The following is a 23,970-nucleotide window of genomic DNA, read 5'->3' as shown; positions in this document are numbered from 1 at the left end:
ATTGCATTTCTATCCAAATTGGTGAAAATGAAGTTTAAGGAAAAACCACGGAGAGGCAAAGGATACAGAAGAGTAAGCAAATTATTTTACATTATGATGTAGTATTGCTGTAATTTATTTCAAAACATAATGTTCTTCGGTTTTTGTTGCATTTGTGTAAGTCAGTGAGTAATTATTATTGATGTAATTTATCAGATTTTTATCACTTTTAATCTGAGTAGTCCATCTGGTAAATATAATTTGTTCTGGGTGATATTTGTTTAATATGGCAAGCATTTTTGTAAACGTAAAATCTCCAGAGTTGATTCTTTTATAAGACATCACAGCAATTTCAGGCGGCACAATTAAATCATTGTAAAAAGCGTACATAGGATTATCTGTAAATACCCAATTTGTCAAACTTTTGTATTTTAGAATCATTTGCATTAACTCTAAATTTTTGGGTACACTCCCACGAGGATTTGGGGGAGTGATAATTATTAAGCTAATGAGTATTACAACTAAAGACGCAGGTAAAATTAATTTTTTTATATTGATTATCTGAAAATTTTTCTGTATGTTTTGAGAAAATAAATTATACAATAAGCACGCTCCATAAGCAGCAAGCCAACATATAGGAATAGCAAGTAAGGGATAATAGTGATACCAAAGCGGTTGATGTTTCAGTAAAATTAACGTGGCAGTAATTAGCCAGGTCAAGGGTAATAATCCTTTCTTCTGTTTTTGAGAAATAATTGCCCAGATACCGATACCGGCGAGAAATATATAATCATAATCTTGATGGATCATGTAATTGAGATATTGCAGATTATTAAAATTTTCTACTCTGGAATCTGGGGTTTGTTTGAGATGGGTAAGAAGTAATTGTTCTTGATTCCAGAATTGCTGATATAAGATTCCAACCAGGCTATAAACAAACACTAAAGAAATTAACCATAAAGATATAGATTGTAATAGAAATAATCGATTGGTTTTAATTTCCTTGCTTTGGCTACAAAAAGCTAATATCTGCAACAATATTAAAGGAATTAAAAATATAGTAAATAATTTTGTTTGTAAAGATAATGCCAAGCATCCACCAGATAAAATTAAATAAAATTTATTATATTTTTGTTGATATCTGTATAAAAAATAAATAGATAGCATTGCCAAAGCCAACGATGGAATGCCAATCATGACAGAAATACTTAGACGAATATATAACCAAGAGGTAAATACAAAAAATGTTGCTACTATAGCTGCGAAATGACCTAATTCAAAAAAGACTATTTGATAAAAACACCAGATTAATATTGCTGAGAATAAAAGCGTGAGTAAACGGGCAGAAAAGATAGAATGACCAAATGAATTAAGCCATTGTGATAAAATTGCTGTAAAAAGAGGTGGTTGATCGTTCCAAATTTGACTATAAAGAGAAAAACCTTTGGAATAAAGGACGGCTTTCATTAAATTAAAACCTTCATCATAGTCAAATTGAAAAGTTTTTGTCATTGGCTCAAATCTAATAGCAATGACAAAAATCATAAAAAATAATATTAGAGATAGCTGCAATAAAATATTCTTTAATTTGGGCATACTCTTGCCAATTGTAGGTTTGAGATAGTTGCTAGGATCGAGTATTGATAAATATTTTATTTATTAAATTCTGCCAATACTTTTAATTCTTGGCTTAGAGTTCAAGTCTTCTAAAGACGACTAAAAATTATTTTAGTTCACAAATATTGGACTTTGGTTATTAGTCAAAAATGAAGTAGTTCTGCCTATATAAGTTTAGTGATTACTATCAATTTATAACTAATTTTTATTGAGATCGTTTCACAAATAAATAAACGTCGTCACGTTGGTAAACCAGTTGAAATAATTGATGATTTTTCAGTTGATTGACTAAATTGGCAGCAAACTCTGGGTTACGAGTACCATCTGGGTGACGTACGTTCAGCAATATGTAATCAAACGGAGTGAAGCTTGGGGGCGACCCACTAATATCATCCACAAATTGAATCATCAGACGGTGGCTTAGATGCGGGGCGATACTGTGGGTAGTTAAAACAGCACCTTTTGTCTGCACTTGAGCGATCGCTTCAGTTGTTGCTTGCCAATTATCAACTGTTCTGAGATATCGTGACCAAAAATAGCCATATTTTCCTAACACCATAAAAGCCAATAATGCCCACAAAATTATTGCCCTTCTGGTACGTAGACATCCTTTATCAGCAGCAAGACTGGCAATGACAGCTACTATTAAGAAAGGCAGTATAGGTAAAGAATATTGATGAATTAAGTCACGTTGGGCTGGCTTGTCGGAAAGAATATTCAAAACTAATGCTGGAATTGCACTTACCAAAGGAGTTAAATGTTTCGGTGTAAGTCCCCAAATTAAGGGTGCAACTAATAATGCTAAATATTCCAGCGTCTTGAATGAAAATACCCTCTCTAAAACAATATTTGGCTTCAGCAGAAGATTGCTAGCAATTGCGATCACAGAATCGCCTAAATAGCTGTAACGTGAAACTGCTGCTACCTCACTATTACTAAAAAAGGGAATGATCACTTGGCTAGCAATTAAAAACCAACTGATACCAGCAATCAGGGCGAATGTACCGTAAAAACGCCGTCGTTCAAATACCAGCAACCAAAAACCCATTGCTGTTACCGTCAGCGATAACACGGCTTTACAACCTAAAATAAAAATAGTGCCAAGGCAAAACCACCCTATCTTACCTAACCGTGCTGCCAAAACAACCCCTAGAAATACAGGAATTGCCATTACTTCTGGATGAAATTCAAAGAGATTGACATTAAAAATCAATGGATACAGCAGATAAACTGCTGCCATTGCCACTGCTTGGCTTTCCTTCAGTCCTGCTTGTAGGGCAAGATAATAAGTTGGTACAGCACCCAAAGCCAAAGAAACAGCTTGTACAGCTAATAACCAGTAGGCACTGGGATAAATTTTATATAGTAAAGCCAATGGATAGACTGCCCAAGCTGCATGGTTCCCCATGTGATGAAAGCCCAAAAAAGACGAAATAGGCGGCTGTCCTTGGCTGATTAAGTAAACAACCTGATCGTAAATTCCCAGATCTAGAACTCCTGACTGATACAGTGTATGCCTAATACTGCTGCACGCAAATAACAATAGAGCACTGATGACAGTCATCCAACCTATGATGCCAAGCTGAAAAAGTTGTTTTTTCACTCCTTGTAAACAGTAAAAAAAGATTGTTAATATTTTCTTAACCTAATTATTTTACAATTTTCTGGAGAAAAGACAGAATTAAAGACATTTAAGTTTCAATTAACTCGTTTTATCTCTAACAGAAGAGTTTTTCAAAAATAAATAAACCTCGTCTTGCTGATAGCTGAGTTGGAACTGTTTAGTATTTTTGAGTTGATTGACCAAATTGATCGCAAAACCGCGATTACTCAGCCAACCAGGATGACGCGCATTTAAGAGTATATATTCAAATTTTGTCAGATCTGCTGGTGGCGAATTTGCATCTGTAAACTCGATCAGTGGGCGATGGGTTAAATGAGAGGCGATTTCGGCAGTAGTATAAACGCCTCCTTGAGTTTGAACTTGGGCGATCGCTTGCCGTGTCGCTTGCCAAGTATCCAACGAATCCAGATAAATTGTCCAGAAATAACCGTATTTTCCTAAAGCAAAAAAAGCTACTAAAGACCAGAGGATAATTTTTCTTGGTCTTTGTATCCATCCTTGACCAGCAGCCAGGGTTCCAATTAGGACCACTAACAAAAAAGGTAAGATTGGGAGAGAATATTGATGCACCAAGTTTCTTTGCTGACTAGCATCCGCGAGAATATTCAAAATCAGTGTGGGAATTGCAGCAATCAGGGGTAGCAGATGTCGAGGCGCAATTCCCCAAAGAACTGGTGCAAACAGTAAAGCTAAATATTCTAGAGTATCAAGGGAGAAAATTTTTCCCAGGGCTAAGCTTGGATTGAACAGCAGATTCTGGACTACTTCACCAAAGGAATTCCCCAGGTAGCTATAGCGTGAAATGTGGCGAGTGACTGAAGCTGCTTCCCCACCGAAAAAAGGAATGATTGCTTTGGTCGCGATCGCAAACCAAACGATACCACTGAGTAAGGCGATCGCACCACAAAACCGCCTTTTTTCAAATAGCAGTAGCCAGACTCCCATGGCTGCAACTGTCAGAGACAATACTGCTTTACATCCCAACACCAAGAAGATACTGAAACAAAACCAGCCAAATTTTCCCAAACGAGCAGCTAAAATTGCTCCTAAGAGTGCAGGTAGGGCGATGACATCTGGGTGAAAATCATACAGATTGATGTTAAATACTAGTGGATACAACAGATAAACAACTGCGATCGCTGCTGCTTGCTCCGTTGTGAGTCCAGCTTGACGCGCGATCAAATTGGTAAACAGCGCACCTGATGCTAAGGCAATTGCCTGCACAAGAAACAACCAGTAAACACTAGGATAGATTTTATAAAGTAAAGCCAATGGATAGAAAATTATAGCGGCATGATCCCCAAGAATGTGAAACCCCAAAAACGAGGAAATAGGGGACTTTCCTTGGCTAATCAAGTAGACGGCTTGATCAAAAATTCCCAAATCCCAGGCGGCTGAGTGAAACAGCATATGTCGTAAACTGCTACACCCAAATAACATTAAGGCACTCGCGAAAGTCATGCAACCAACAGTGCCAAGCCGAAAAGTTAATGTTTTCACTGGTTATTGGTTAGTTGTTGATGGTTGTTTGTTGATTGTTGGTAGTTGTTTGTTGGTTGTAGAGACGCGATGTTCCTCGCGTCTCTACATTAGTGGTTAGTGTTTAGTTCTTTACTCCTCACACTCTTCATACTCCACCCTACGGGAAGCCGCGCAAAGCGCGTCTACATATTACTCATACTCCTCATACTTCTCAGACCTCCCCATCACCCTACCCAAAGTTCCTGGGCAAACCGCACAGAGAAGCTGGCGAGTAAAATTGTGAAGAAGCATAAGGTTAAGTATCCGTAACGAGGATAGCGAGACAATAACACACCAAGGGCGATACTGAATGACACAATGCCGTAAGCAATGCGACTAAGTGACCAAGTACCACCAGAGGCAAAAATTAATCCCAAACCACAAAAACCGTAGATTACCGTGATTGGGGTTAATTGTTTGCGCACATACCATAACAAGTAAGCACTACCTAAAACCGAAATAGTGTTCAGCAGAGGGTCGCCTGCTAGTATCCATAAAAGTAAAAATAAAACTGCAAATCCATAATCTGCATTCGCCGCACCCAAGCGTTGGCGATCGCGCCAAATCAAAAAACCAACAATAACGATCGCAGTAAATAATAGGGGATGCAGGGGATCTTTAATCCAGCCATGTTTCCAATTGGCTGTACCTACTGTAATTTGCATCAGCATTTTCCACCAACCTTGCCAATCAAATCCCACAGTTGAACGCCAGCCTTTTTGGGCATGAATAAATGCCAGAGGATCAGCAAACTGGATGTGACAATACAGGCTGAATAGTAGTATGCCCCCAGAACTAGCTAAACCAGCAAAATAAGCAATAGGCGATCGCTTTTGTTGCCAAGCAGTGATTAAAAACGCTGGGATCAATGCTAATCCTGTAGGACGCGTTGCTGTTGCCATTACCCCACAAATGGCAGTCCAAGTGTATTGCTGTTGATCAAAAGCCCGTAAAGCTGCTGTACTCAAAAATAAATACAGTCCTTCAGTATAAATTACTGCTGTAAACATTGACAGCGGACACCATGCCAGTACAGCTGTTGCCCATCTTGCTCCCTGGAGATTGTGAAATTCCTTTACCCAAAAGTACACACAGTAAAGTGTGGCTAAAAAAGCAACATTGTTTACTATTACCCCTGCGATTTCAAATGGCAAGCCAAAATTCATCATTCCCCGCACAATTAGAGGAAATAAGGGGAAAAAGGCTACATTGTGTCCCTTACCATCATTGAGGTATTCATACCCTAAGATAGCGATGTTACGGTAATGAACACTATCCCAAGCATCAAAAACCCCCCAGCCAAAAATTGCGTCTTTTCCTCCCGGCGGTGCATCTAAAAGAGGAGCAAGCAATAACATGGCACTCCAAATCACTAGCCTGCTGGTTAGCCAGATTGTAATGGGAAATAGAAAATCATTTTTCAATAAATATTTACTGATAGCTAATTCCTTTTGAGCCATAAGTTTCATTTATGAGTTAAGTGAGATATGTAGTCTCAAAAATCAAGTAAATATTTCTTCATCCTTCATCCTTCACCCTTCATCCTTTATCTGAGAGTCCCAAGCAATTTAAGATTGAGTTGTCTGTCGATCCCTAAATAATTGTGAAAGCAATAACTCTTGTTGGTTCTACTGGCTCTATTGGTACTCAGACCTTAGATATTGTCGCTAATAACCCCGATAAGTTTCGGATTGTTGGCTTAGCGGCTGGGAATAATGTGGAATTGTTAGCTGCCCAAATTCGGCAGTTTCGACCGAGTATAGCAGCGATTTGTGCAGAGGAAAAATTACCAGCACTCAAGGAAGCGATCGCAGATCTTGATCCCCAACCAATTCTCATGGCTGGTGATGCGGGAATTGTGGAAGTTGCTCGTTACGGTGATGCCCAAACTGTTGTCACAGGTATTGTTGGCTGTGCAGGATTATTACCCACTATTGCCGCCATTGAAGCTGGTAAGGATATCGCCTTAGCTAACAAAGAAACTCTCATTGCTGGTGGCCCTGTTGTTCTGCCTCTGATTGAGAAACATGGTATAAAATTGCTACCAGCAGATTCTGAACATTCGGCAATATTTCAGTGTTTACAAGGTGTACCACAAGGAGGCTTGCGAAAGATTATACTCACAGCTTCCGGTGGCGCTTTCCGCGATTGGCCTACAGAAAAATTAGCAGAAGTAACTGTTGCTGATGCCCTGAAACATCCCAATTGGTCAATGGGGCGGAAAATTACTGTAGACTCAGCCACTTTGATGAATAAGGGATTGGAAGTAATTGAAGCTCATTTTTTGTTTGGCTTGGATTATGAGGATATTGAGATTGTCATCCATCCCCAAAGTATTATTCACTCTTTAATAGAACTTCAAGATACTTCGGTGTTAGCTCAACTCGGCTGGCCTGATATGCGTTTACCTTTGCTCTATGCTTTATCTTGGCCGGAACGCATTTACACCGACTGGGAAAGATTAAATTTGGTCAAAGCTGGCAATTTGACCTTCCGGGAACCAGACCACCAGAAGTATCCTTGTATGCAGTTGGCTTATGCTGCTGGTAAAGCTGGTGGTTCTATGCCCGCTGTTTTGAATGCGGCAAATGAACAAGCCGTAGCATTATTTTTGTCAGAAAAAATTAGTTATTTAGATATTGCCCGGTGCATCGAATCGGTGTGTGATCGCTTCTCATCCAACAACCGTCCAAATCCCACTTTAGACGACATTTTGCTTGCCGATCAATGGGCTAGACAAGAAGTTTTGACTGCCACTAAAAATTTAGAATCTCGCTCACATATAATTTCCTTACGATAACCAATAACAAACTCTAATTAGTCAGCGTTCAGTCTCATACTGAACGCTGATACTAATCAGCATATTTTCATATATTTCATTTCCTTACATCAGAAGTATTGCCACCAGTTTTCTTTTGATATCAATCTTTTCATGCAAAAGCGATCGCAAATGGTCAGCAATCCCAAGACAAAACAAAAGATGAGACGGGGAAGATTCAAACAAACAGGGAGATAAAAGTGTCTCCCTTGTCTGGTTTGTCTCCCTTGTTTGGTTCGTCCTCCAAGTCGTCCCCCTTGTCGTTGATCCTCTATCCCCGTTCCCTTAATTTAAAGCTAACCAAAAGTTGCCTCCTTATTTGATGAAGACTTGATATAGATACGTTAGCGATCGCAGTCATTGATCACACCCTAGACAGTGATTTTGCTATGTTTGGCAGGTGTGGGCTAGATTGCTGATTTATACGGTTGCAACATAGCGCCATATTTTTACATCAATGGTTAAGAGTAATAACGGTTTTGTTATGTCTCCAAACGAGGTAACTATGGCTCAATACCAAGAAACAACACAAACTAATGCGCTGCCTTTGCCTTCAGCTATTACTAGGGGTGTTGCAGCAACAGAACTGCGCCCTTGGGGTTCTTTTACAGTTTTGGAAGAAGGGCGTGGTTATAAAATTAAGCGTATCGAAGTTAAACCTGGACATCGGCTAAGTCTACAAATGCACCATCACCGCAGCGAACACTGGATAGTTGTTTCTGGTACAGCGAAGGTAGTTTGTGGTGATCAAGAAGTGTTGTTGGGCAATAATCAGTCTACGTATGTACCCCAATGTACAGCCCATCGTTTGGAGAATCCTGGTGTAATTCCTTTGGTTTTAATTGAAGTACAAAACGGAGAATACTTAGGCGAAGATGATATTATCCGTTTTCAAGACGATTATGCTCGTACTGGAGATTAAAGCCATAACATTCATGTACTAGATTCATTTACTCACAAATGAGGTGGGGCAGTGGGGAGGTGCAGAGAATATGACAAGTGTGAGGAGTAGTAAACAACCACCAACCACCAACCACCAACCATTCACTAAATACATGTAATATTTTTAAGATCAAGCTTTTAATTTCCAGACCAATACTATGATTTATCTGAGTCCAGCAGCCGCAAGTGAGATTAAAAGATTAAAATCTAAGCAGCAGCAATCAAATTTATTGTTTCGGTTGGCAGTTAAACTCGGTGGTTGTTCTGGTCGGTATTATGAGATGTGTTTTGATGAAATTGCTTCATCAGGCGATCGCACCTTTGAATGTGAGGGCATTCCAGTAGTCATAGATGCTGAAAGCCTTAACTACGTTGATGGTTTAACCATCGATTATTCTGAAGATCTCATGGGTGGTGCTTTTCGCTTTTATAATCCTCAAGCAATTGCTAGTTGTGGCTGTGGTAATTCATTTGCTATTGGTTAATTGTTGGTAGTTGGTGGTTGATGGTTATTCCAAACAACAAACAACAATTAACAAATTTCTATTGACTCTTCATACCTAAAAAAGGTATAATCAGGGTTTGTTGTCAAAAGTTAAACTATAAGCAGCTTCACGCGCTGTAAGTCATGCCCACAATACAGCAGCTAATACGTAACGAACGCGAAAAAGCGCGTCAGAAAACCAAGTCCCCAGCTCTGAAACAATGCCCACAACGTCGGGGCGTTTGTACCAGGGTATACACGACCACACCGAAAAAACCGAACTCGGCTCTGCGTAAAGTCGCAAGGGTAAGACTGACATCTGGATTTGAAGTCACAGCCTACATTCCAGGAATTGGTCATAACTTGCAAGAACACTCTGTTGTGATGATTCGTGGCGGTCGGGTTAAGGACTTACCAGGCGTGAGATACCACATTATTCGTGGCACTTTAGATACAGCCGGAGTCAAAGACCGCAAACAAGGTCGTTCCAAGTATGGAACCAAACGTCCAAAACAATAGAGAAGGCGCGATTAATCGCGTTTCTACTCGATTAATCGCGTTTGCTAGCTAATTGTTCCAAGTAAAGTCAGTGATAAAATTTAAATTGGTTCGGTGCAAATACACGAGAATCAATTTCATGGTAGCTAGTTGCAGTCCCAAAGTATCCTGAGGGATTAAGGCTATGTAAATCAGAACGTAAGACCTGAATGAAGTAATAACTCACAGGCGGTTTAAATCAAGCAGCTAGCATCTATGAATCAAGTGTGAGAGTCAAAAAAATCAAGTTACATTTGTAAGGCCTCCTACATCCTATTGGCTCTGAGTGTAGGAATTTTTTAGAATGCTATTAGCGACACAGCATTTTAAATAGGGTTTTATTAGCTATTAAATTAGCTATTAAGGTATATAATTGTTGTCGCCTTGTATGTCTAGTTGAGGGCAGCAAGTTATGTAGGTTCAGGGTCATTGCTATTTTAGTAATGAAAAACTGCCTATAAATAAATCATCTAGTAGCTAAATCCAGAAATTTAAGGTTGAATTATGTCTCGTCGTGGTGTTACTCAAAAGCGCCCAGTTCCACCTGACTCTGTTTATAACAGTCGCTTAGTAAGCATGATGATCCGTCGTGTAATGCGTAGCGGCAAAAAATCACTTGCCGCGCGGATTGTTTATGATGCGATGAAAAATATCGAGGAAAGAACCGGAAGCGATCCGTTGGAAACATTTGAAAGAGCAGTGCGGAATGCAACGCCCTTGGTAGAAGTAAAAGCTCGGCGAGTAGGCGGTGCGACCTATCAAGTTCCAATGGAAGTACGCGCAGAACGCGGCACAAGTTTGGCATTGCGTTGGCTAGTACAGTTTTCTAGATCTAGACCTGGTCGGACAATGGCTGGCAGACTCGCTCAAGAATTGATGGATGCTGCCAACGAAACTGGTAGTTCAATTCGTAAGCGTGAAGAAACTCATCGGATGGCAGAAGCAAATAAAGCCTTTGCACACTATCGCTACTAAATGTAGGAACGCGCCGCTTGCGCGTTTCTACAAAAACAAAAGTATATCGTGGTATTTACTAAAAGAAAAAGACGGTTTACCGAAAAGATAGAATCTTAACAAAGTGTAATATACAAGATATCATGAGGCGAAAAGTATAGGAGGCAGCTGTGGCACGTACGAACCCGCTAGAAAAAGTACGCAATATCGGTATTGCGGCGCATATAGATGCGGGCAAGACAACAACAACAGAGAGAATTTTATTTTACTCTGGCATAATTCATAAAATAGGTGAAGTCCATGAGGGAACCGCTGTCACTGACTGGATGGATCAGGAGCGAGAGCGGGGAATTACTATTACAGCTGCTGCCATTAGCACCAGTTGGAGAGATCATCAAATAAACATTATCGACACTCCAGGACACGTAGACTTCACAATTGAAGTAGAACGTTCCATGCGGGTTTTGGATGGTGTAATCACAGTTTTATGTTCTGTAGGTGGTGTGCAGCCGCAAACAGAAACAGTATGGCGGCAAGCGGATCGCTACAAGGTTCCGCGTATTGTCTTTGTTAACAAGATGGATCGCACGGGCGCGAACTTCTACAAAGTTTACGAACAAGTGCGCGATCGCTTGCGGGCTAATGCTATTCCTATTCAACTGCCTATTGGTAGCGAAAGTGATTTCCTGGGTCTGGTTGATCTAGTAAAGATGCGGGCGTATATCTACACCAACGACCAAGGAACAGACATCAAGGAAGAGGATGTTCCCGCAGACATGCAGGAACTGGTTGAAGAGTACCGTACCAAGTTAATTGAAGCGGTAGCTGAAACCGATGACGACTTGATGACCAAGTACTTTGAAGGTGAGGAACTCACAGAGGAAGAAATCCGTACTGCTCTGCGTAAAGGCACCATTGCTGGTACGATTGTGCCCATGCTTTGTGGTTCTGCCTTCAAAAACAAAGGCGTACAGTTACTATTGGATGCAGTAGTAGATTACCTGCCTGCCCCCCCTGACGTACCTGCAATTCAAGGTACACTGCCCAATGGCGAAACAGTGGAACGTCACGCTGACGACAACGAACCCTTGGCAGCACTTGCCTTCAAGATTATGGCTGACCCTTACGGTCGTCTGACTTTCGTTCGAGTTTATTCTGGCGTTTTGAAAAAGGGTAGCTACGTCCTGAACGCCACCAAGAACAAGAAAGAAAGAATTTCTCGTTTGGTGGTCTTAAAGGCAGATGAGCGGATTGACGTAGATGAACTTAGAGCAGGTGATTTGGGAGCCGCACTAGGTTTGAAAGAGACTTTAACAGGTGACACCCTCACTGATGAGAATTCGCCAGTAATTTTGGAATCTCTGTTCATTCCAGAGCCTGTAATCTCGGTAGCGGTTGAACCCAAAACCAAAAACGACATGGACAAGTTGTCCAAAGCTCTACAATCTCTCTCCGAAGAAGATCCGACCTTCCGTGTGAACGTTGATCCGGAAACCAACCAAACCGTGATTGCTGGAATGGGAGAGTTGCACCTAGAAATTCTGGTAGACCGGATGTTGCGGGAATTCAAGGTAGAAGCGAATGTTGGTGCGCCACAAGTAGCTTACCGCGAAACTATTCGCAAGCCAGTCAGCAGAGTAGAAGGTAAATTTATCCGCCAAAGCGGTGGTAAAGGTCAGTATGGTCATGTAGTAATTGACCTAGAGCCAGGAGAACCAGGAAGCGGCTTTGAATTCGTCTCCAAAATTGTTGGTGGTGCTGTACCAAAAGAGTACATCTCGCCAGTAGAAGCAGGTATGAAAGAAACCTGTGAATCGGGTATTCTAGCTGGATATCCGCTCATTGACGTCAAAGCAACCCTGGTTGATGGGTCTTACCATGAAGTGGACTCCTCGGAAATGGCCTTCAAAATCGCTGGCTCAATGGCAATGAGAGAAGCTGCAATGAAAGCTTCACCCGTCCTTTTAGAGCCTATGATGAAAGTTGAGGTTGAAGTTCCCGAAAACTTCCTTGGGGATGTGATGGGCGACCTCAATTCCCGTCGCGGGCAGATTGAGGGGATGGGTTCCGAGCAAGGTATTGCCAAAGTGACTGCTAAAGTCCCATTGGCAGAAATGTTTGGGTACGCCACTGACATCCGGTCGAAGACCCAAGGTCGAGGCATATTCTCGATGGAATTTAGCCACTACGATGAAGTGCCTCGCAACGTGGCTGAGGCAATCATAGCTAAAAGCAAAGGGAACGCTTAATTAAAAAAGGAAACGAGCATTCATGGCACGCGCAAAGTTTGAAAGGACTAAACCCCACGTTAATATCGGCACTATTGGCCACGTTGACCACGGTAAAACCACATTAACAGCAGCTATCACTATGACTTTGGCTGCGATCGGTAAGGCTACCGGTAAAGGTTACGACCAAATCGATAACGCACCCGAAGAAAAAGCGCGGGGTATTACTATTAATACCGCTCACGTTGAGTATGAAACCGACAATCGTCACTATGCTCACGTGGACTGTCCCGGACATGCTGACTATGTGAAGAACATGATCACTGGTGCGGCGCAGATGGATGGTGCAATCCTGGTGGTTTCCGCAGCAGATGGCCCAATGCCCCAAACCCGTGAACACATTCTACTAGCACGCCAGGTGGGTGTACCCAACCTAGTTGTCTTCTTAAACAAAGAAGACATGGTGGATGACGAAGAATTGTTGGAACTGGTAGAGTTGGAAGTTCGTGAACTACTTTCCAGCTACGATTTTCCTGGTGATGACATCCCTGTGATCAAAGGTTCTGGTCTACAAGCTCTGGAACAAATGACAGCTAACCCGAAAACACAACGGGGTGAAAACAAGTGGGTAGATAAAATCTACGAACTGATGGATGCTGTAGATTCTTACATCCCCACACCAGAGCGTGATGTTGATAAGCCCTTTTTGATGGCTGTAGAAGACGTATTCTCAATTACAGGTCGTGGTACAGTAGCCACCGGACGTATTGAACGGGGTAAAGTCAAAATCGGCGACAACGTGGAGTTGGTTGGTATTAAACCAACTCGTGCCACCACCGTTACTGGTATCGAGATGTTCAAGAAGAGTCTCGAAGAAGGTATAGCTGGAGATAACGCTGGTATACTGTTGCGCGGTATCCAAAAAACCGATATTGAACGGGGCATGGTAATCGCTAAGCCTGGTTCTATCACTCCTCATACTGAATTTGAAGGAGAAGTATACGTTCTGACTGAGAAAGAAGGTGGTCGTAAAACTCCTTTCTTTGCAGGTTATCGTCCCCAGTTCTATGTACGGACAACCGACGTAACTGGTACTATCAAGACCTTTACCTCCGATGATGGCAGTGCCGCAGAAATGGTGATGCCCGGAGACCGGATCAAGATGACAGTGGAACTGATCAGCCCGATCGCTATCGAACAAGGAATGCGCTTCGCTATCCGTGAAGGTGGTCGTACCATCGGTGCTGGCGTCGTTTCCAAGATTATCAAATAGCATCTGTTGATCTTGATTAAACAAGGAGCAGAGCTGGTATAATACCTCTCTGCTCCTTTATATTCCCCCAATAAAATTTTGGATTTTAGATTCAATCCAAAATCTGTATTGAAAAGCTTTGAAGTTCTCTCCGCGACGCTGCGCGTAGACGCCCATAGGGCGGCTTCTCGTAGAGTACGCCCCAAGCCCTAGCTTAAACTTTTCGCAAAATCTAAAATCTCTAGAACAGAACCAGGACAACCGAAAATGGCTACTTTGCAGCAGCAAAAGATTAGAATTCGCTTACAGGCATTTGACCGTCGCTTACTAGACACATCTTGCGAGAAGATAGTAGATACTGCAAACCGTACCAATGCCACAGCGATAGGACCTATTCCCTTACCCACAAAACGCCGGATCTACTGTGTGCTGCGATCACCACATGTGGATAAAGATTCACGAGAACACTTTGAAACCCGCACCCATCGCCGCATTATTGATATTTATCAGCCTTCTTCTAAAACTATTGATGCTTTGATGAAACTGGATTTGCCTTCAGGTGTGGATATTGAAGTAAAACTCTAAATTGGTTGGTAGTTGATAGTTGTTTGTTGGTTGGATGTCCCAAATCGAATTAACCCCCTTAATCCCCCCGAAACGGGGAAATCTTACTCCCTCCCCGTATTGGGGAAGGTTGGGGAGGGGTTATTTTTATTTTTGCAAGAAGTCTATTGTTTTCATCCAAACAACAACCAACAAGCAACAATCAACAAATAAATGTGTGAATATTTACCTTGCCCTGAAAGATATATCTTCAGGGCTTTTTATTAGCCGGGAAACAGATGATAGAATGTAGACATAGTACGGCAAAAGCAAAAAATAAAAGAATATTTTAAAGAGAATCATCAGATAAAACTTATACCAAAGTCGTAACAAGGTAAAAATGACATCCTCTTCTAAAATTGCCGTTCGTGAGCTACCTCTGTTCCCTTTGTCAGAAGTAGTTTTGTTTCCCACAAAGCAGTTGCCCCTGCACATCTTTGAATTTCGCTACAGAATTATGATGAACACAATTCTGGAAAGCGATCGCAGGTTTGGTGTACTAATGGTCGATCCGGTTAAAGGCATGATCGCAAATGTCGGTTGTTGTGCTGAAATTATTCATTTTCAGCGACTACAAGATGACCGAATGAAAATGATCACTTTGGGACAACAAAGGTTTCGCGTTTTAGAGTATGTGCGCGAAAAGCCTTACCCCGTAGGTTTAGTGGAATGGATTGAAGATCACCCACCTACAAAAGATTTGCGTCCTTTGGCTAACGAACTGAGTCAGTTATTACGAGATGTTGTACGTCTGTCAGCCAAGTTAACTGAACAACAGATCGAACTACCAGAAGATTTACCTGATTTACCTTTAGAATTATCTTACTGGGTAGCAAGTAATCTCTTGGGTGTACCTTTAGAACAGCAAGCGTTACTAGAAATGCAAGACACTGTTGCTCGTTTAGAACGGGAAACAGAAATTTTGACTTCTACTCGTAATCACTTAGCAGCTCGTACTGTTCTCAAAGACACTTTTAATCAGAAGTTGTAAAAATTGGTAGTTGATTGTTGGTTGTTGTTTGGAACATCCAATCAACAAACAACCAACAACAAACAACTAACCCATAGGCAAAACACCATAACTGCCAAAAATTTTTAGTATTTCTGTGTATTGAGTTAATTCTTGTAAGGCAGATTGCATTTGTAGTTGAGATGTGTCTGCTTCTGCGTCGATAAAAAATAAGTATTCGCCTAGCGATCGCTTTGTCGGACGAGACTCAATTCGACTCAGGTTAATACCTAATTCGGCAAATACTTGTAGTGGCTTCACTAAGGCTCCCGGTACATTAGCACCAACGCTAAAAGCTAGGGAAGTGTGGCTAATCTTGAGAGAAGATTTTTGATAGCTATTAGGCATATCACCCTGACTTACTACCCAAAAGCGAGTACAGTTTTCTGGGTAATCATTGATGCCATTGACTAGTACGGGTAAATTGTAAAGTTGTGCTGCTCGCTCAGAGGAGATAGCCGCTGCTGTCAAATCTTGCTGGAGTGTTTGCAATGCTTCGGTTGTAGAATTAGCAGGAATTATCTGTACACTTGGAAGAAATTCCTCCAACCATTTTTGGCATTGTGCTAAAGCTTGCGGGTGAGAATAAACTGTTTTGATGCTCTCTAGGCTATGAGCGCAGGAAATTAAGGTATGAACAATTGGTATCACCAAAGCCAACTGAATTTGTAAATTGTCCAGTTGCCATAGGGTGTCCATAGTCATAGTCACACTACCTTCAATCGAATTTTCTACAGGTACGACAGCCTGGTGTACCTGAGATTGGGCAACAGCTCGCAGTGTTTGGGCAATGCTAGGATAAGGACATAAGATAGCCTTCAGTCCTTGATTTTTACTTAACCAATTGACATACAAAAGTGCTGCTTGCTCTGCGTAAGTGCCAGGGGGACCTAAATGTGCGATCGATAAAGTCATGAGGTTTTGTTTAAAATGTAAGTCTTTTTAGAGTCGAAGAAGGTAGGGATACTAGAGAAAGTTAGTTAGGGAATAAAGACTTCTATTCCAAATCCAAACTGCTAAAGTTACTCTGCATGAAGTCTGCACTTCAGATTTGGTAGATACTTTTTCAATTTCTGTTGAGAATAAAAACTTGAATGGTAAAAATTACACCTAATACTTGATAGAATACACTTTATAACATATAATCACTTAGCAGCAAATAGAATAACAAATAACAAAGTAATTAAAATATAAATTTATAATCGTAGACGTCCGAAGATCGACTTCAAGGTAGAGTAGCCGGAGGGAACTACCCGAAGGGCTTTTCGCAGGGTACAAAGATAAACACAGATCACACTGATAATCTATCTGCGTGAATAGTATTGTATTGTGTTTGCTAAGCAAATCAAATTCTGGAAAATTACCAAAAAACTTATATCCCTTCTTCAGTTCACATTAGGTGTGATTTATAATTTATAATATATAACTCTTCAGTCAATACAGATGAAAAAAATTTAGTCTGCTCGCCCTGATTTGTTATCAAAAACTCCAAGAATTAAAAAATAATAGAATTATAAAACAATTATTTTCATGAACGCATGTCTACCAAATTTACCGCTTCCCAGTCGGTAGAAATTGCTGTTCCACAACAGCCCATTCCCATTCAGCACTACTTGCGTCAGCCTCAACGTCTGGTCTATGCATTAGTAGACACCAATCGAATTCAGCCGTTAGCTGATGATATATTTCGTTTAAAAATGCGTCCCCTTGCTTTTATGTCACTCAGTATTCAGCCCACCGTAGACATGAAAGTTTGGGCAGAATCTAATGGTAAAATTCATTTGCGATCGCAAGGTTGTGAAATCCTTGGTATTGAGTATATTAACCAGCGCTTCAATCTAAATTTAAAAGGGCATTTATCACCATATCAATTCAGCACTGGCACTCATTTACGAGGCAGAGCGGATTTAGAAGTCGAGGTAGAGTTACCACCACCGTTTTCCTATACTCCTAAGCCAATTTTAGAAACCACTGGCAACGGTTTATTGAAAAGTGTACTTTTAACGATTAAGCAAAGACTATTACATCAATTAATAGCTGATTATCGTCGCTGGGTAATGCTACAAACCCAAGAAGGAAAGCTGATTAGCGATGATCAAACTCCAGAGTTACCGATTTTTAATCTTGAGTAATCATCGTCGAGACTGGTAGGAGGAAGGAAGACAAGGAAGACACGGAGGAGAAATTGCTTCCTTGTCTCCGTGTCACCACGTCTTTTTCCCTCTCCCTTGTCCATTAAATTCGGCAAGGACGAAAAGACTTGCGGTGTAAAGGTGAAGGCCCATGTTCTTGCAGTGCTAGTAAATGCTTTGGACTTCCATAACCCTTATTTTGCTCTAAGTCATACATGGGATATTTAGAGGCAAGCCGCACGATTAACTCGTCTCGCCACACCTTAGCAATAATACTAGCAGCAGCAATAGCCAGCGATCGCTCGTCCCCCTTGACAATCGTTTGTTGCAGGAGTGGCAAATCGTTAATTGATTGCTTACCATCAATCAAGCAGAGTGTAGGCTGCACCTTTAGCTTCAGCACTGCTCGCTTCATCGCTAAAAGTGTAGCCTGCAAAATATTTATTTGGTCAATTTCAACAACTGAAGCAAAGCCTATTTTATAGTCAATAGCAACCGACCGGATATGCTGAGCTAGCTGACTTCTGCGAGAGCTAGACAGCTTTTTACTATCCTTGATTTTTGCTGCCATCAGTGCAGACAAAGCATCATTTGGTAATATCACTGCTGCTGCGACCACAGGCCCAAACAAACAGCCCCGCCCTACTTCATCCACACCTGCAACTGGCCCACAGATGTCTGAAAACGCGGAGAATTCTAGCCAACTTGCTTGCTGTTGAAGTGTTGGCGAATCAACAGAAGCTTTATCTGGCTTGAGCTTGGCCATATTTAAGGTTTTGAACTTTTAGCTTTAGCTTTCCCCTGTTGCTGAATCTGTCTCCAAAGCAGAAGAACGACGGCGACGACGACGGATAGCAGTACTGGTAGTAGCTTCTGTTTCATCTGCCATCATAGGCAAGTCAGGTGTCTCTGTCGTTACTGGTGGTGATGGTTCTGTTTGTACCGGAGCCTCTATGGTACTAGTTGCCGTTTGAGCAATTACTTCCGGGGTTGTTTCTGGGGGCATAGTAGCAGCTTGACCAGGCAGAGTGACGTTAATAATCACAGACTTGGGATTTCTCACTTCCCGGTTCAACTTCACTAATGGTGAAACTCCCATCAAAGCATACACATCTTGTTCCGGTGGTGTCATTTCCACGGTGACAATCTCCGGTGGTTCTACCACTGGTTTGACTATCTCTGGTCTTGAGACTTTAGCTCGTTCTCCTCTTTCCACCCAACCTGATTTATTAATATTAGGTATTGGTAAATCAGAAGTCTCTACTAAGTCTCTGTCTGCATCAATGTCCATATCTGGCTCATTTACCAGTGATAACGGGTTGCCATTGATGCGTGGTTCTTCTTTACCGTTGCCACCATTTAGACCAATGCGACGACGACGACGCCTTTTGCTATCACTAATTTCTTGATAGCTGGGATGGTTGCTAAGATTCAATCCACCTAAATCGCTATCGTGTTCGTATGCTTCCCCGAATCCTTCGTAAATTTCTCGTGGTTCACTCAAGCGAGGAGATGGTAAACGGGGTTCTCTTTGAGGCAAAGATACAAAGCGTTCTGGTAATTCAGCTGGTGATACGATGGAACGGCTTTCTGTTTCTCCGGGTAAATGCACAATATGCCCTAAACCACCACAGGTTTGACAAGGTTCGCTAAACAATTCGTAAATGTTTTGACCTTGACGTTTGCGGGTGAGTTCTACTAGACCAAGTTCCGTTAATTGAGCAATCTGAGGACGGGCTTTGTCTGCTTTCAGGGCTTTGTTAAAGTGTTCCAGGACGTGCTGTTGGTCACGTCGTGTTTCCATATCAATGAAATCAACGACGATCACACCAGCAATATTCCGTAAACGTAGCTGGCGGGCTATTTCTGTAGCAGCTTCGCAGTTTGTCCACAACACTGTTTCCCTAGCTGTTGCCGATCGCGTAAATGAACCAGAGTTGACATCGATCACTGTTAATGCTTCGGTGGGCTGGATGATAATGTAGCCACCAGAAGGCAGGTCTACTCTGGGTTTCAGGGCTTCTTTGATCGCTGCGTTGATCCGGAAGTATTCTAAAATCGCCGTGCGATCGCGGTGGTGGTCGATTAACAATCCTTGTGGTACTTGTCCACCACTCCAGTTTTGCAAATACTGCTTCACCCGTTTTAAGCCAGTACTGGAGTCTACGACTATGCGGTTGACATCCGCACCGTACATATCTCGCAATACACGCTGGATAAAGTCATCATCCCGGTTGAGCAGTGCAGGGGCGCGGGTAGAAACTGCTTCTTGCTGAATAGCTTCCCATTGTTTTTGTAGGTTTTCTAAATCCTCAATGATTGCTTCTTCTGGTTTGCCTTCTGCTTCGGTGCGAACCAACAAACCCATCCCCGCAGGTTTAATTAAAATTGCTAATGCCCGTAAGCGGTTACGCTCATTTTCATTTTTGATTCGACGGGATAAATTTACACCCCGTCCGTAGGGCATGAGTACGACGTAACGTCCGGGTAAGGTAATGTTACCTGTAAGCCTTGGTCCCTTTGTTCCTGTTGGCTCCTTCATTACTTGCACCAATACTTTTTGTTGTGGTGCTAGTAATTCTGTGATGGCTGCTGCTGTACGCTTCAGCCGTAATGGGCCTAAGTCTGTAACGTGAATAAACCCATTGCGTTCTGGGTCGCCGATGTTTACGAAAGCGGCATCTATCCCAGGTAATACATTTTCCACTACTCCTAAGTAGATATCACCAATCTGGTGATGACCTGTAGCAACAACTAATTCTTGTATTTGATCTTCAGAAAATACGGCAGCTATTTGATGCTGCTCCGCGATAATAATTTGTTTTGGCATTCAATTTCCTCAAAAATTGGCAGCAAAAATAGACTTGGGGGTATGTTGTCCCTGTTGCCCCTACAAGCCCAAACAGGCGCTGCTGTTGTAAAAACTGCGAACTAAAGCCCACACTTAAAGAGCTATCGACTGGGAAAATGCGTTTACACGCCCGGTTCTTCCAGAACGGCTGCATATTATTTAAGCAATTTAATCACCCGTCCGTGGTTAATTTTTAATGCAATGCACTCATTCTCTAAGAATTAGGCATTCAGCATGTGTGTTAAAAATCATAAAGTTGAGAGAAGCCGACGAAGCCTTTTATGTAGTCACTGATTCACAAGGTAGCCATCAAGAGAGAGTGTTCTTGAATCTGCCTGGTGGTGGTCTGGGATAAAATCCTAGATGTTGCTCTCTAAATCTTTGCTTTCAAACCCTGAGTACCAGGATTGTGAACCAAATAACTCAATGCAGCGCCAGAAAATTCTCTTCATATCATTCTAACGCAACCTTGTTAAAAATCAATTCCCTATATCCAAAATTGAGGGGCAACTAAGTAGCAAGTTACCCCTTAAAGTGTTAATTAGTCGCGCAAAAGCAAACGCTGGCGATGGATTTGCAGTAGTTGTAATTCTTGACCTGATACTTGTTCCAGCATAAACAGAACTTGTTCAGGACGCAACAGCGTGCCATCTGGACGACAACTACCTAGATAACGCAAACTCAATGCTGATTGTGTAACAACATCAGTAGTTTCCACCAATTCCATCTCAAATAAGCGATCGCGCAGATTTACTAACTGAGTTTTGCCTGACTTGGTTGTTTGCTCGTACCAAAGCTCGCTTTTGTGTTTAATTGTATCCAGCCAATCTTGCCATTGTGTTGCTGTTGATGATTCTGGGACAGCGATCGTAAGTACATACTCCGCAGCTTCTAGCCCTTGGGTAGCAGCAGGAGCTTTTAAATCCAACTCCGCCACATCATATATAGGTATGTCACTGGGTAGTACCTCTACCAATCTCTGGCGAAAAGTATCCACATCCAGTCGCTGGGCTAACTCAAAATCCACAATTTCACCACTACTGGTAGCCCCCAAAGGCAAAGCCGAAGCCACAGAAATCCGTGGTGATGGATGATACCCACCAGTAAAGGCAATTGGCAATCCGGCTCGTCGCATGGCTCGATCAAACAAGCGCATGATATCGAGGTGGCTAACAAGAGCCATATCGCCCTGTTTACCAAACCATACCCGTAGTCTTTGAAATCTTGTAGTATTAGGTACAAACTGTCCCGCAAATTCTGGAATTGGTAGTGGGGGAATGACAATGTTATGACCAAAGTCTGGGCCGCAGACACCACAGTGAGAACAACCATCAAAAGAGCAATCAGGAACGATCACAGCTTCGAGGGCACGTTTTAAGTCTTCTTGTAGCCACTTTTTATCGATACCCGTATCTATGTGGTCCCAAGGTAGGGGTTTGTCGAGGCAGGGTTCTGTGATAGGGTGGTGGGGTGAAATCTTTCTCCCCATCTCCCAATCTCCGAATCCCCCCATCTCCATAACATTCCACTCGCCATTCTCAACTTGGCGGTATTTCCAACTGAGACCAGCTTCAGCGATCGCAACTCCCCAAGCATTATATGCACGCTCGATGCTGTCGTACCAGGAATCCATACCTGCACCTAATTCCCAGGCTCGATGTAAAACTTTACCAAGAGAGCGATCGCCTCTGCCGATAAAGTCTTCCATTGCCGACAGCCGCACATCTGTAAAGTTTACCTTCACGCCTTTCATGCGGCGAAATTCTTGTTGCAGCAATTTTTGCTTACGTTCAAACTCAGCAGTAGCAACTGAGTGCCACTGAAATGGCGTATGGGGCTTGGGTGTAAAGTTAGAAATTGTTAAATTGAACGCCAGTGGTTTTCTACCTTTGGCTCGACATTCCCGTTGTAACCAACTGACTGTCTCCGCAATACCCAACACATCTGCATCGGTCTCCCCAGGTAAACCGATCATGAAATATAACTTAATTTTATCCCAGCCTTTTTCCCAAGCTGTTTTTACACCTCGTAATAACTCTTCATTCGTCAAACCTTTGTTGATAATATCTCGCATTCTTTGAGTGCCAGCCTCTGGGGCAAAGGTTAGACCACTTTGTCGCATTCCACCCAGGATATTAGCGATATTTTCATCAAATCTGTCTACCCTCTGGCTGGGTAAAGAAAGAGAAATATTATCATTTTTGAGGCGATTTTTGATTTCCATGCCCACTGCTGGGAGGGACAAATAATCAGAACAACTCAAAGAGAGCAAAGAAAACTCATTATACCCAGTTTCCCGCATTCCCTTCTCAATTGCTGTCACCACCTTTTCTGGTTCCACATCCCGTGCTGGACGGGTGAGCATTCCTGGTTGACAGAAGCGACAACCACGAGTACAACCACGTCGAATTTCAATCGTCAAGCGGTCATGGACTGTTTCAACGTAAGGAACCAACCCAATTGAATAAGCAGGGATTGGCGTAGCAACTCGTCGCAAAATCCGTTTGGGTACATCTGGGCGGTTGGGATGTACAGAACCATCCGCAGCCATATCGTAAAACTGGGGAACGTATACACCCGGTATCTGTGCCAAGTCTAGCAAAAGTTCTTGCCGACTTAACCCTGCTTGTTTACCTTCTTCTAAAACTAAACCAATTTCTGGCAGAAGTTCTTCACCGTCTCCTAAGGCGAAAAAGTCAAAGAAATCGGCGTAGGGTTCGGGGTTGGATGTCGCCGTCTGTCCACCAGCAAAAATCAAAGGATAACAAGAGGATTGGGGAATATTGCCATGTCCCTTTGTCCCTTCATTTCTTTCTTTCCAGGTCAAGGGAATCTCAGCCAAATCCAACATTTCTAAAATGTTGGTGGCTCCGAGTTCATAACTGAGGCTAAAACCCAAAATATCAAATTCTGTGAGCGATCGCTTTGACTCAACGGCAAATAATGGCGTTTTGGTTGCCCGCAATTTAGCAGCTAAGTCTGAATTTGGTAGGTAAGCGCGATCGCATAATTGACGTGGTTGGGCATTCAAGATGTTATAGAGAATGATATGCCCTAAATTAGAGGCTCCTACTTCGTATACTTCAGGATAAGTCAATACCCAACGTATCACTGCCGTTTCCCACGGCTTGCGTATTGCCAGATGCTCATTACCCAGGTAACGACCTGGTTTGATGATATCTGAGGTGATTAGTTTTTCAACTGCAATAGCCACTGTGCTATTCTTTTAGCTATTTTTAATAAATTTCTTTGACACAACTTGGATATAGATTAAATCATTTAAGATTTGCTGAACAGCATTCTGCTAAAGAATTTTAATCCGTCTTAAAAAGCTTTGAGATTTCCTCCGGGACGCTGCTCGCAGATGCAAAGCATCTACAAACTTTTCGCAAAATCCGTCTTGAAAAGCTTTTAGCCTT

The 23,970-nt window shown here is 42.1% G+C and carries 18 protein-coding genes; 10 read left to right on the top strand and 8 right to left on the bottom strand.

Annotated features, from left to right (window positions below; genetic code table 11):
- Positions 1–114: 114 nt before the first annotated feature.
- The 4 genes from UYK_RS0109165 to UYK_RS0109150 form a co-directional block, all read right to left on the bottom strand.
- Positions 115–1,575, bottom strand: coding sequence for a glycosyltransferase family 39 protein (locus UYK_RS0109165; protein WP_016871294.1), 1,461 nt, complete (start codon positions 1,573–1,575; stop codon positions 115–117).
- 226 nt (positions 1,576–1,801) lie between these two features.
- The gene (locus UYK_RS0109160; RefSeq protein WP_009456037.1) at positions 1,802–3,160 is read right to left on the bottom strand and encodes a DUF2079 domain-containing protein; all 1,359 of its coding nucleotides are present in this window, start codon (positions 3,158–3,160) and stop codon (positions 1,802–1,804) included.
- A 138-nt stretch (positions 3,161–3,298) separates the two neighbouring features.
- The gene (locus tag UYK_RS0109155; RefSeq protein ID WP_009456038.1) at positions 3,299–4,681 is read right to left on the bottom strand and encodes a DUF2079 domain-containing protein; all 1,383 of its coding nucleotides are present in this window, start codon (positions 4,679–4,681) and stop codon (positions 3,299–3,301) included.
- Between the two features lie 245 nt (positions 4,682–4,926).
- Positions 4,927–6,201 (bottom strand): mannosyltransferase family protein, encoded by a 1,275-nt coding sequence (locus UYK_RS0109150; RefSeq protein WP_016871291.1) that lies wholly within the window; start codon positions 6,199–6,201, stop codon positions 4,927–4,929.
- Positions 6,202–6,344: 143 nt separating this feature from the next.
- Between UYK_RS0109150 and UYK_RS0109145 the strand changes: the two genes are divergently transcribed.
- The 9 genes from UYK_RS0109145 (at position 6,345) to UYK_RS0109105 (ending at position 15,550) form a co-directional block, all read left to right on the top strand.
- Positions 6,345–7,541 (top strand): 1-deoxy-D-xylulose-5-phosphate reductoisomerase, encoded by a 1,197-nt coding sequence (locus UYK_RS0109145; RefSeq protein ID WP_009456040.1) that lies wholly within the window; start codon positions 6,345–6,347, stop codon positions 7,539–7,541.
- Positions 7,542–8,064: 523 nt separating this feature from the next.
- The gene (locus UYK_RS0109140) at positions 8,065–8,481 is read left to right on the top strand and encodes a phosphomannose isomerase type II C-terminal cupin domain (RefSeq protein WP_009456041.1); all 417 of its coding nucleotides are present in this window, start codon (positions 8,065–8,067) and stop codon (positions 8,479–8,481) included.
- Between the two features lie 178 nt (positions 8,482–8,659).
- Complete coding sequence (locus tag UYK_RS0109135; RefSeq protein ID WP_009456042.1) at positions 8,660–8,986, top strand: HesB/IscA family protein; 327 nt, start codon at positions 8,660–8,662, stop codon at positions 8,984–8,986.
- A 143-nt stretch (positions 8,987–9,129) separates the two neighbouring features.
- The gene (rpsL, locus tag UYK_RS0109130; RefSeq protein ID WP_009456043.1) at positions 9,130–9,504 is read left to right on the top strand and encodes a 30S ribosomal protein S12; all 375 of its coding nucleotides are present in this window, start codon (positions 9,130–9,132) and stop codon (positions 9,502–9,504) included.
- Positions 9,505–10,026: 522 nt separating this feature from the next.
- A complete protein-coding gene (rpsG, locus tag UYK_RS0109125) occupies positions 10,027–10,497 on the top strand; it encodes a 30S ribosomal protein S7 (RefSeq protein WP_009456044.1) in 471 nt (156 codons plus the stop codon).
- Positions 10,498–10,646: 149 nt separating this feature from the next.
- Positions 10,647–12,725, top strand: coding sequence for an elongation factor G (fusA, locus tag UYK_RS0109120; RefSeq protein ID WP_009456045.1), 2,079 nt, complete (start codon positions 10,647–10,649; stop codon positions 12,723–12,725).
- Positions 12,726–12,747: 22 nt separating this feature from the next.
- Positions 12,748–13,977 (top strand): elongation factor Tu, encoded by a 1,230-nt coding sequence (gene tuf / locus UYK_RS0109115; RefSeq protein ID WP_009456046.1) that lies wholly within the window; start codon positions 12,748–12,750, stop codon positions 13,975–13,977.
- 246 nt (positions 13,978–14,223) lie between these two features.
- Entirely contained in the window at positions 14,224–14,541 is a 318-nt protein-coding gene (rpsJ, locus tag UYK_RS0109110) for a 30S ribosomal protein S10 (protein ID WP_008232935.1), read from the top strand.
- A gap of 358 nt (positions 14,542–14,899) precedes the next feature.
- Complete coding sequence (locus UYK_RS0109105) at positions 14,900–15,550, top strand: LON peptidase substrate-binding domain-containing protein (protein ID WP_009456047.1); 651 nt, start codon at positions 14,900–14,902, stop codon at positions 15,548–15,550.
- 66 nt (positions 15,551–15,616) lie between these two features.
- On the opposite strand, the gene pheA is transcribed toward UYK_RS0109105, so the two are convergent.
- Positions 15,617–16,483: a prephenate dehydratase gene (pheA, locus tag UYK_RS0109100; protein ID WP_009456048.1), complete on the bottom strand. Its 867-nt coding sequence runs from the start codon at positions 16,481–16,483 to the stop codon at positions 15,617–15,619.
- Positions 16,484–17,106: 623 nt separating this feature from the next.
- Between pheA and UYK_RS0109095 the strand changes: the two genes are divergently transcribed.
- A complete protein-coding gene (locus UYK_RS0109095) occupies positions 17,107–17,700 on the top strand; it encodes a DUF1997 domain-containing protein (protein WP_009456049.1) in 594 nt (197 codons plus the stop codon).
- 103 nt (positions 17,701–17,803) lie between these two features.
- Here the strand turns inward: UYK_RS0109095 and UYK_RS0109090 are convergent, their stop codons facing one another.
- The 3 genes from UYK_RS0109090 to UYK_RS0109080 form a co-directional block, all read right to left on the bottom strand.
- The gene (locus UYK_RS0109090) at positions 17,804–18,466 is read right to left on the bottom strand and encodes a ribonuclease HII (protein ID WP_009456050.1); all 663 of its coding nucleotides are present in this window, start codon (positions 18,464–18,466) and stop codon (positions 17,804–17,806) included.
- A 24-nt stretch (positions 18,467–18,490) separates the two neighbouring features.
- Complete coding sequence (gene rne, locus UYK_RS0109085) at positions 18,491–20,530, bottom strand: ribonuclease E (RefSeq protein ID WP_009456051.1); 2,040 nt, start codon at positions 20,528–20,530, stop codon at positions 18,491–18,493.
- Positions 20,531–21,092: 562 nt separating this feature from the next.
- Positions 21,093–23,765: a TIGR03960 family B12-binding radical SAM protein gene (locus UYK_RS0109080; RefSeq protein ID WP_016871290.1), complete on the bottom strand. Its 2,673-nt coding sequence runs from the start codon at positions 23,763–23,765 to the stop codon at positions 21,093–21,095.
- Between the last annotated feature and the right edge of the window lie 205 nt (positions 23,766–23,970).

This window comes from Fischerella thermalis PCC 7521 (assembly GCF_000317225.1).
In the GTDB taxonomy this organism is placed as follows: domain Bacteria; phylum Cyanobacteriota; class Cyanobacteriia; order Cyanobacteriales; family Nostocaceae; genus Fischerella; species Fischerella thermalis.
Note: the sequence above shows the minus strand (reverse complement) of the source record. Positions and strands in the feature narration are given on the sequence as shown.

What these genes read in the sequence shown, in the direction of transcription:
- UYK_RS0109165 (WP_016871294.1), bottom strand. Translation starts at nt 1,575, where the DNA reads ATGCCCAAATTAAAGAATATTTTATTGCAGCTATCTCTAATATTATTT.
- UYK_RS0109150 (WP_016871291.1), bottom strand. Translation starts at nt 6,201, where the DNA reads ATGGCTCAAAAGGAATTAGCTATCAGTAAATATTTATTGAAAAATGAT.
- pheA (WP_009456048.1), bottom strand. Translation starts at nt 16,483, where the DNA reads ATGACTTTATCGATCGCACATTTAGGTCCCCCTGGCACTTACGCAGAG.
- UYK_RS0109095 (WP_009456049.1), top strand. Translation starts at nt 17,107, where the DNA reads ATGTCTACCAAATTTACCGCTTCCCAGTCGGTAGAAATTGCTGTTCCA.
- UYK_RS0109135 (WP_009456042.1), top strand. Translation starts at nt 8,660, where the DNA reads ATGATTTATCTGAGTCCAGCAGCCGCAAGTGAGATTAAAAGATTAAAA.
- rpsL (WP_009456043.1), top strand. Translation starts at nt 9,130, where the DNA reads ATGCCCACAATACAGCAGCTAATACGTAACGAACGCGAAAAAGCGCGT.
- UYK_RS0109090 (WP_009456050.1), bottom strand. Translation starts at nt 18,466, where the DNA reads ATGGCCAAGCTCAAGCCAGATAAAGCTTCTGTTGATTCGCCAACACTT.
- rpsG (WP_009456044.1), top strand. Translation starts at nt 10,027, where the DNA reads ATGTCTCGTCGTGGTGTTACTCAAAAGCGCCCAGTTCCACCTGACTCT.
- UYK_RS0109160 (WP_009456037.1), bottom strand. Translation starts at nt 3,160, where the DNA reads ATGACTGTCATCAGTGCTCTATTGTTATTTGCGTGCAGCAGTATTAGG.
- rpsJ (WP_008232935.1), top strand. Translation starts at nt 14,224, where the DNA reads ATGGCTACTTTGCAGCAGCAAAAGATTAGAATTCGCTTACAGGCATTT.
- UYK_RS0109140 (WP_009456041.1), top strand. Translation starts at nt 8,065, where the DNA reads ATGGCTCAATACCAAGAAACAACACAAACTAATGCGCTGCCTTTGCCT.
- rne (WP_009456051.1), bottom strand. Translation starts at nt 20,530, where the DNA reads ATGCCAAAACAAATTATTATCGCGGAGCAGCATCAAATAGCTGCCGTA.
- UYK_RS0109105 (WP_009456047.1), top strand. Translation starts at nt 14,900, where the DNA reads ATGACATCCTCTTCTAAAATTGCCGTTCGTGAGCTACCTCTGTTCCCT.
- UYK_RS0109155 (WP_009456038.1), bottom strand. Translation starts at nt 4,681, where the DNA reads ATGACTTTCGCGAGTGCCTTAATGTTATTTGGGTGTAGCAGTTTACGA.
- tuf (WP_009456046.1), top strand. Translation starts at nt 12,748, where the DNA reads ATGGCACGCGCAAAGTTTGAAAGGACTAAACCCCACGTTAATATCGGC.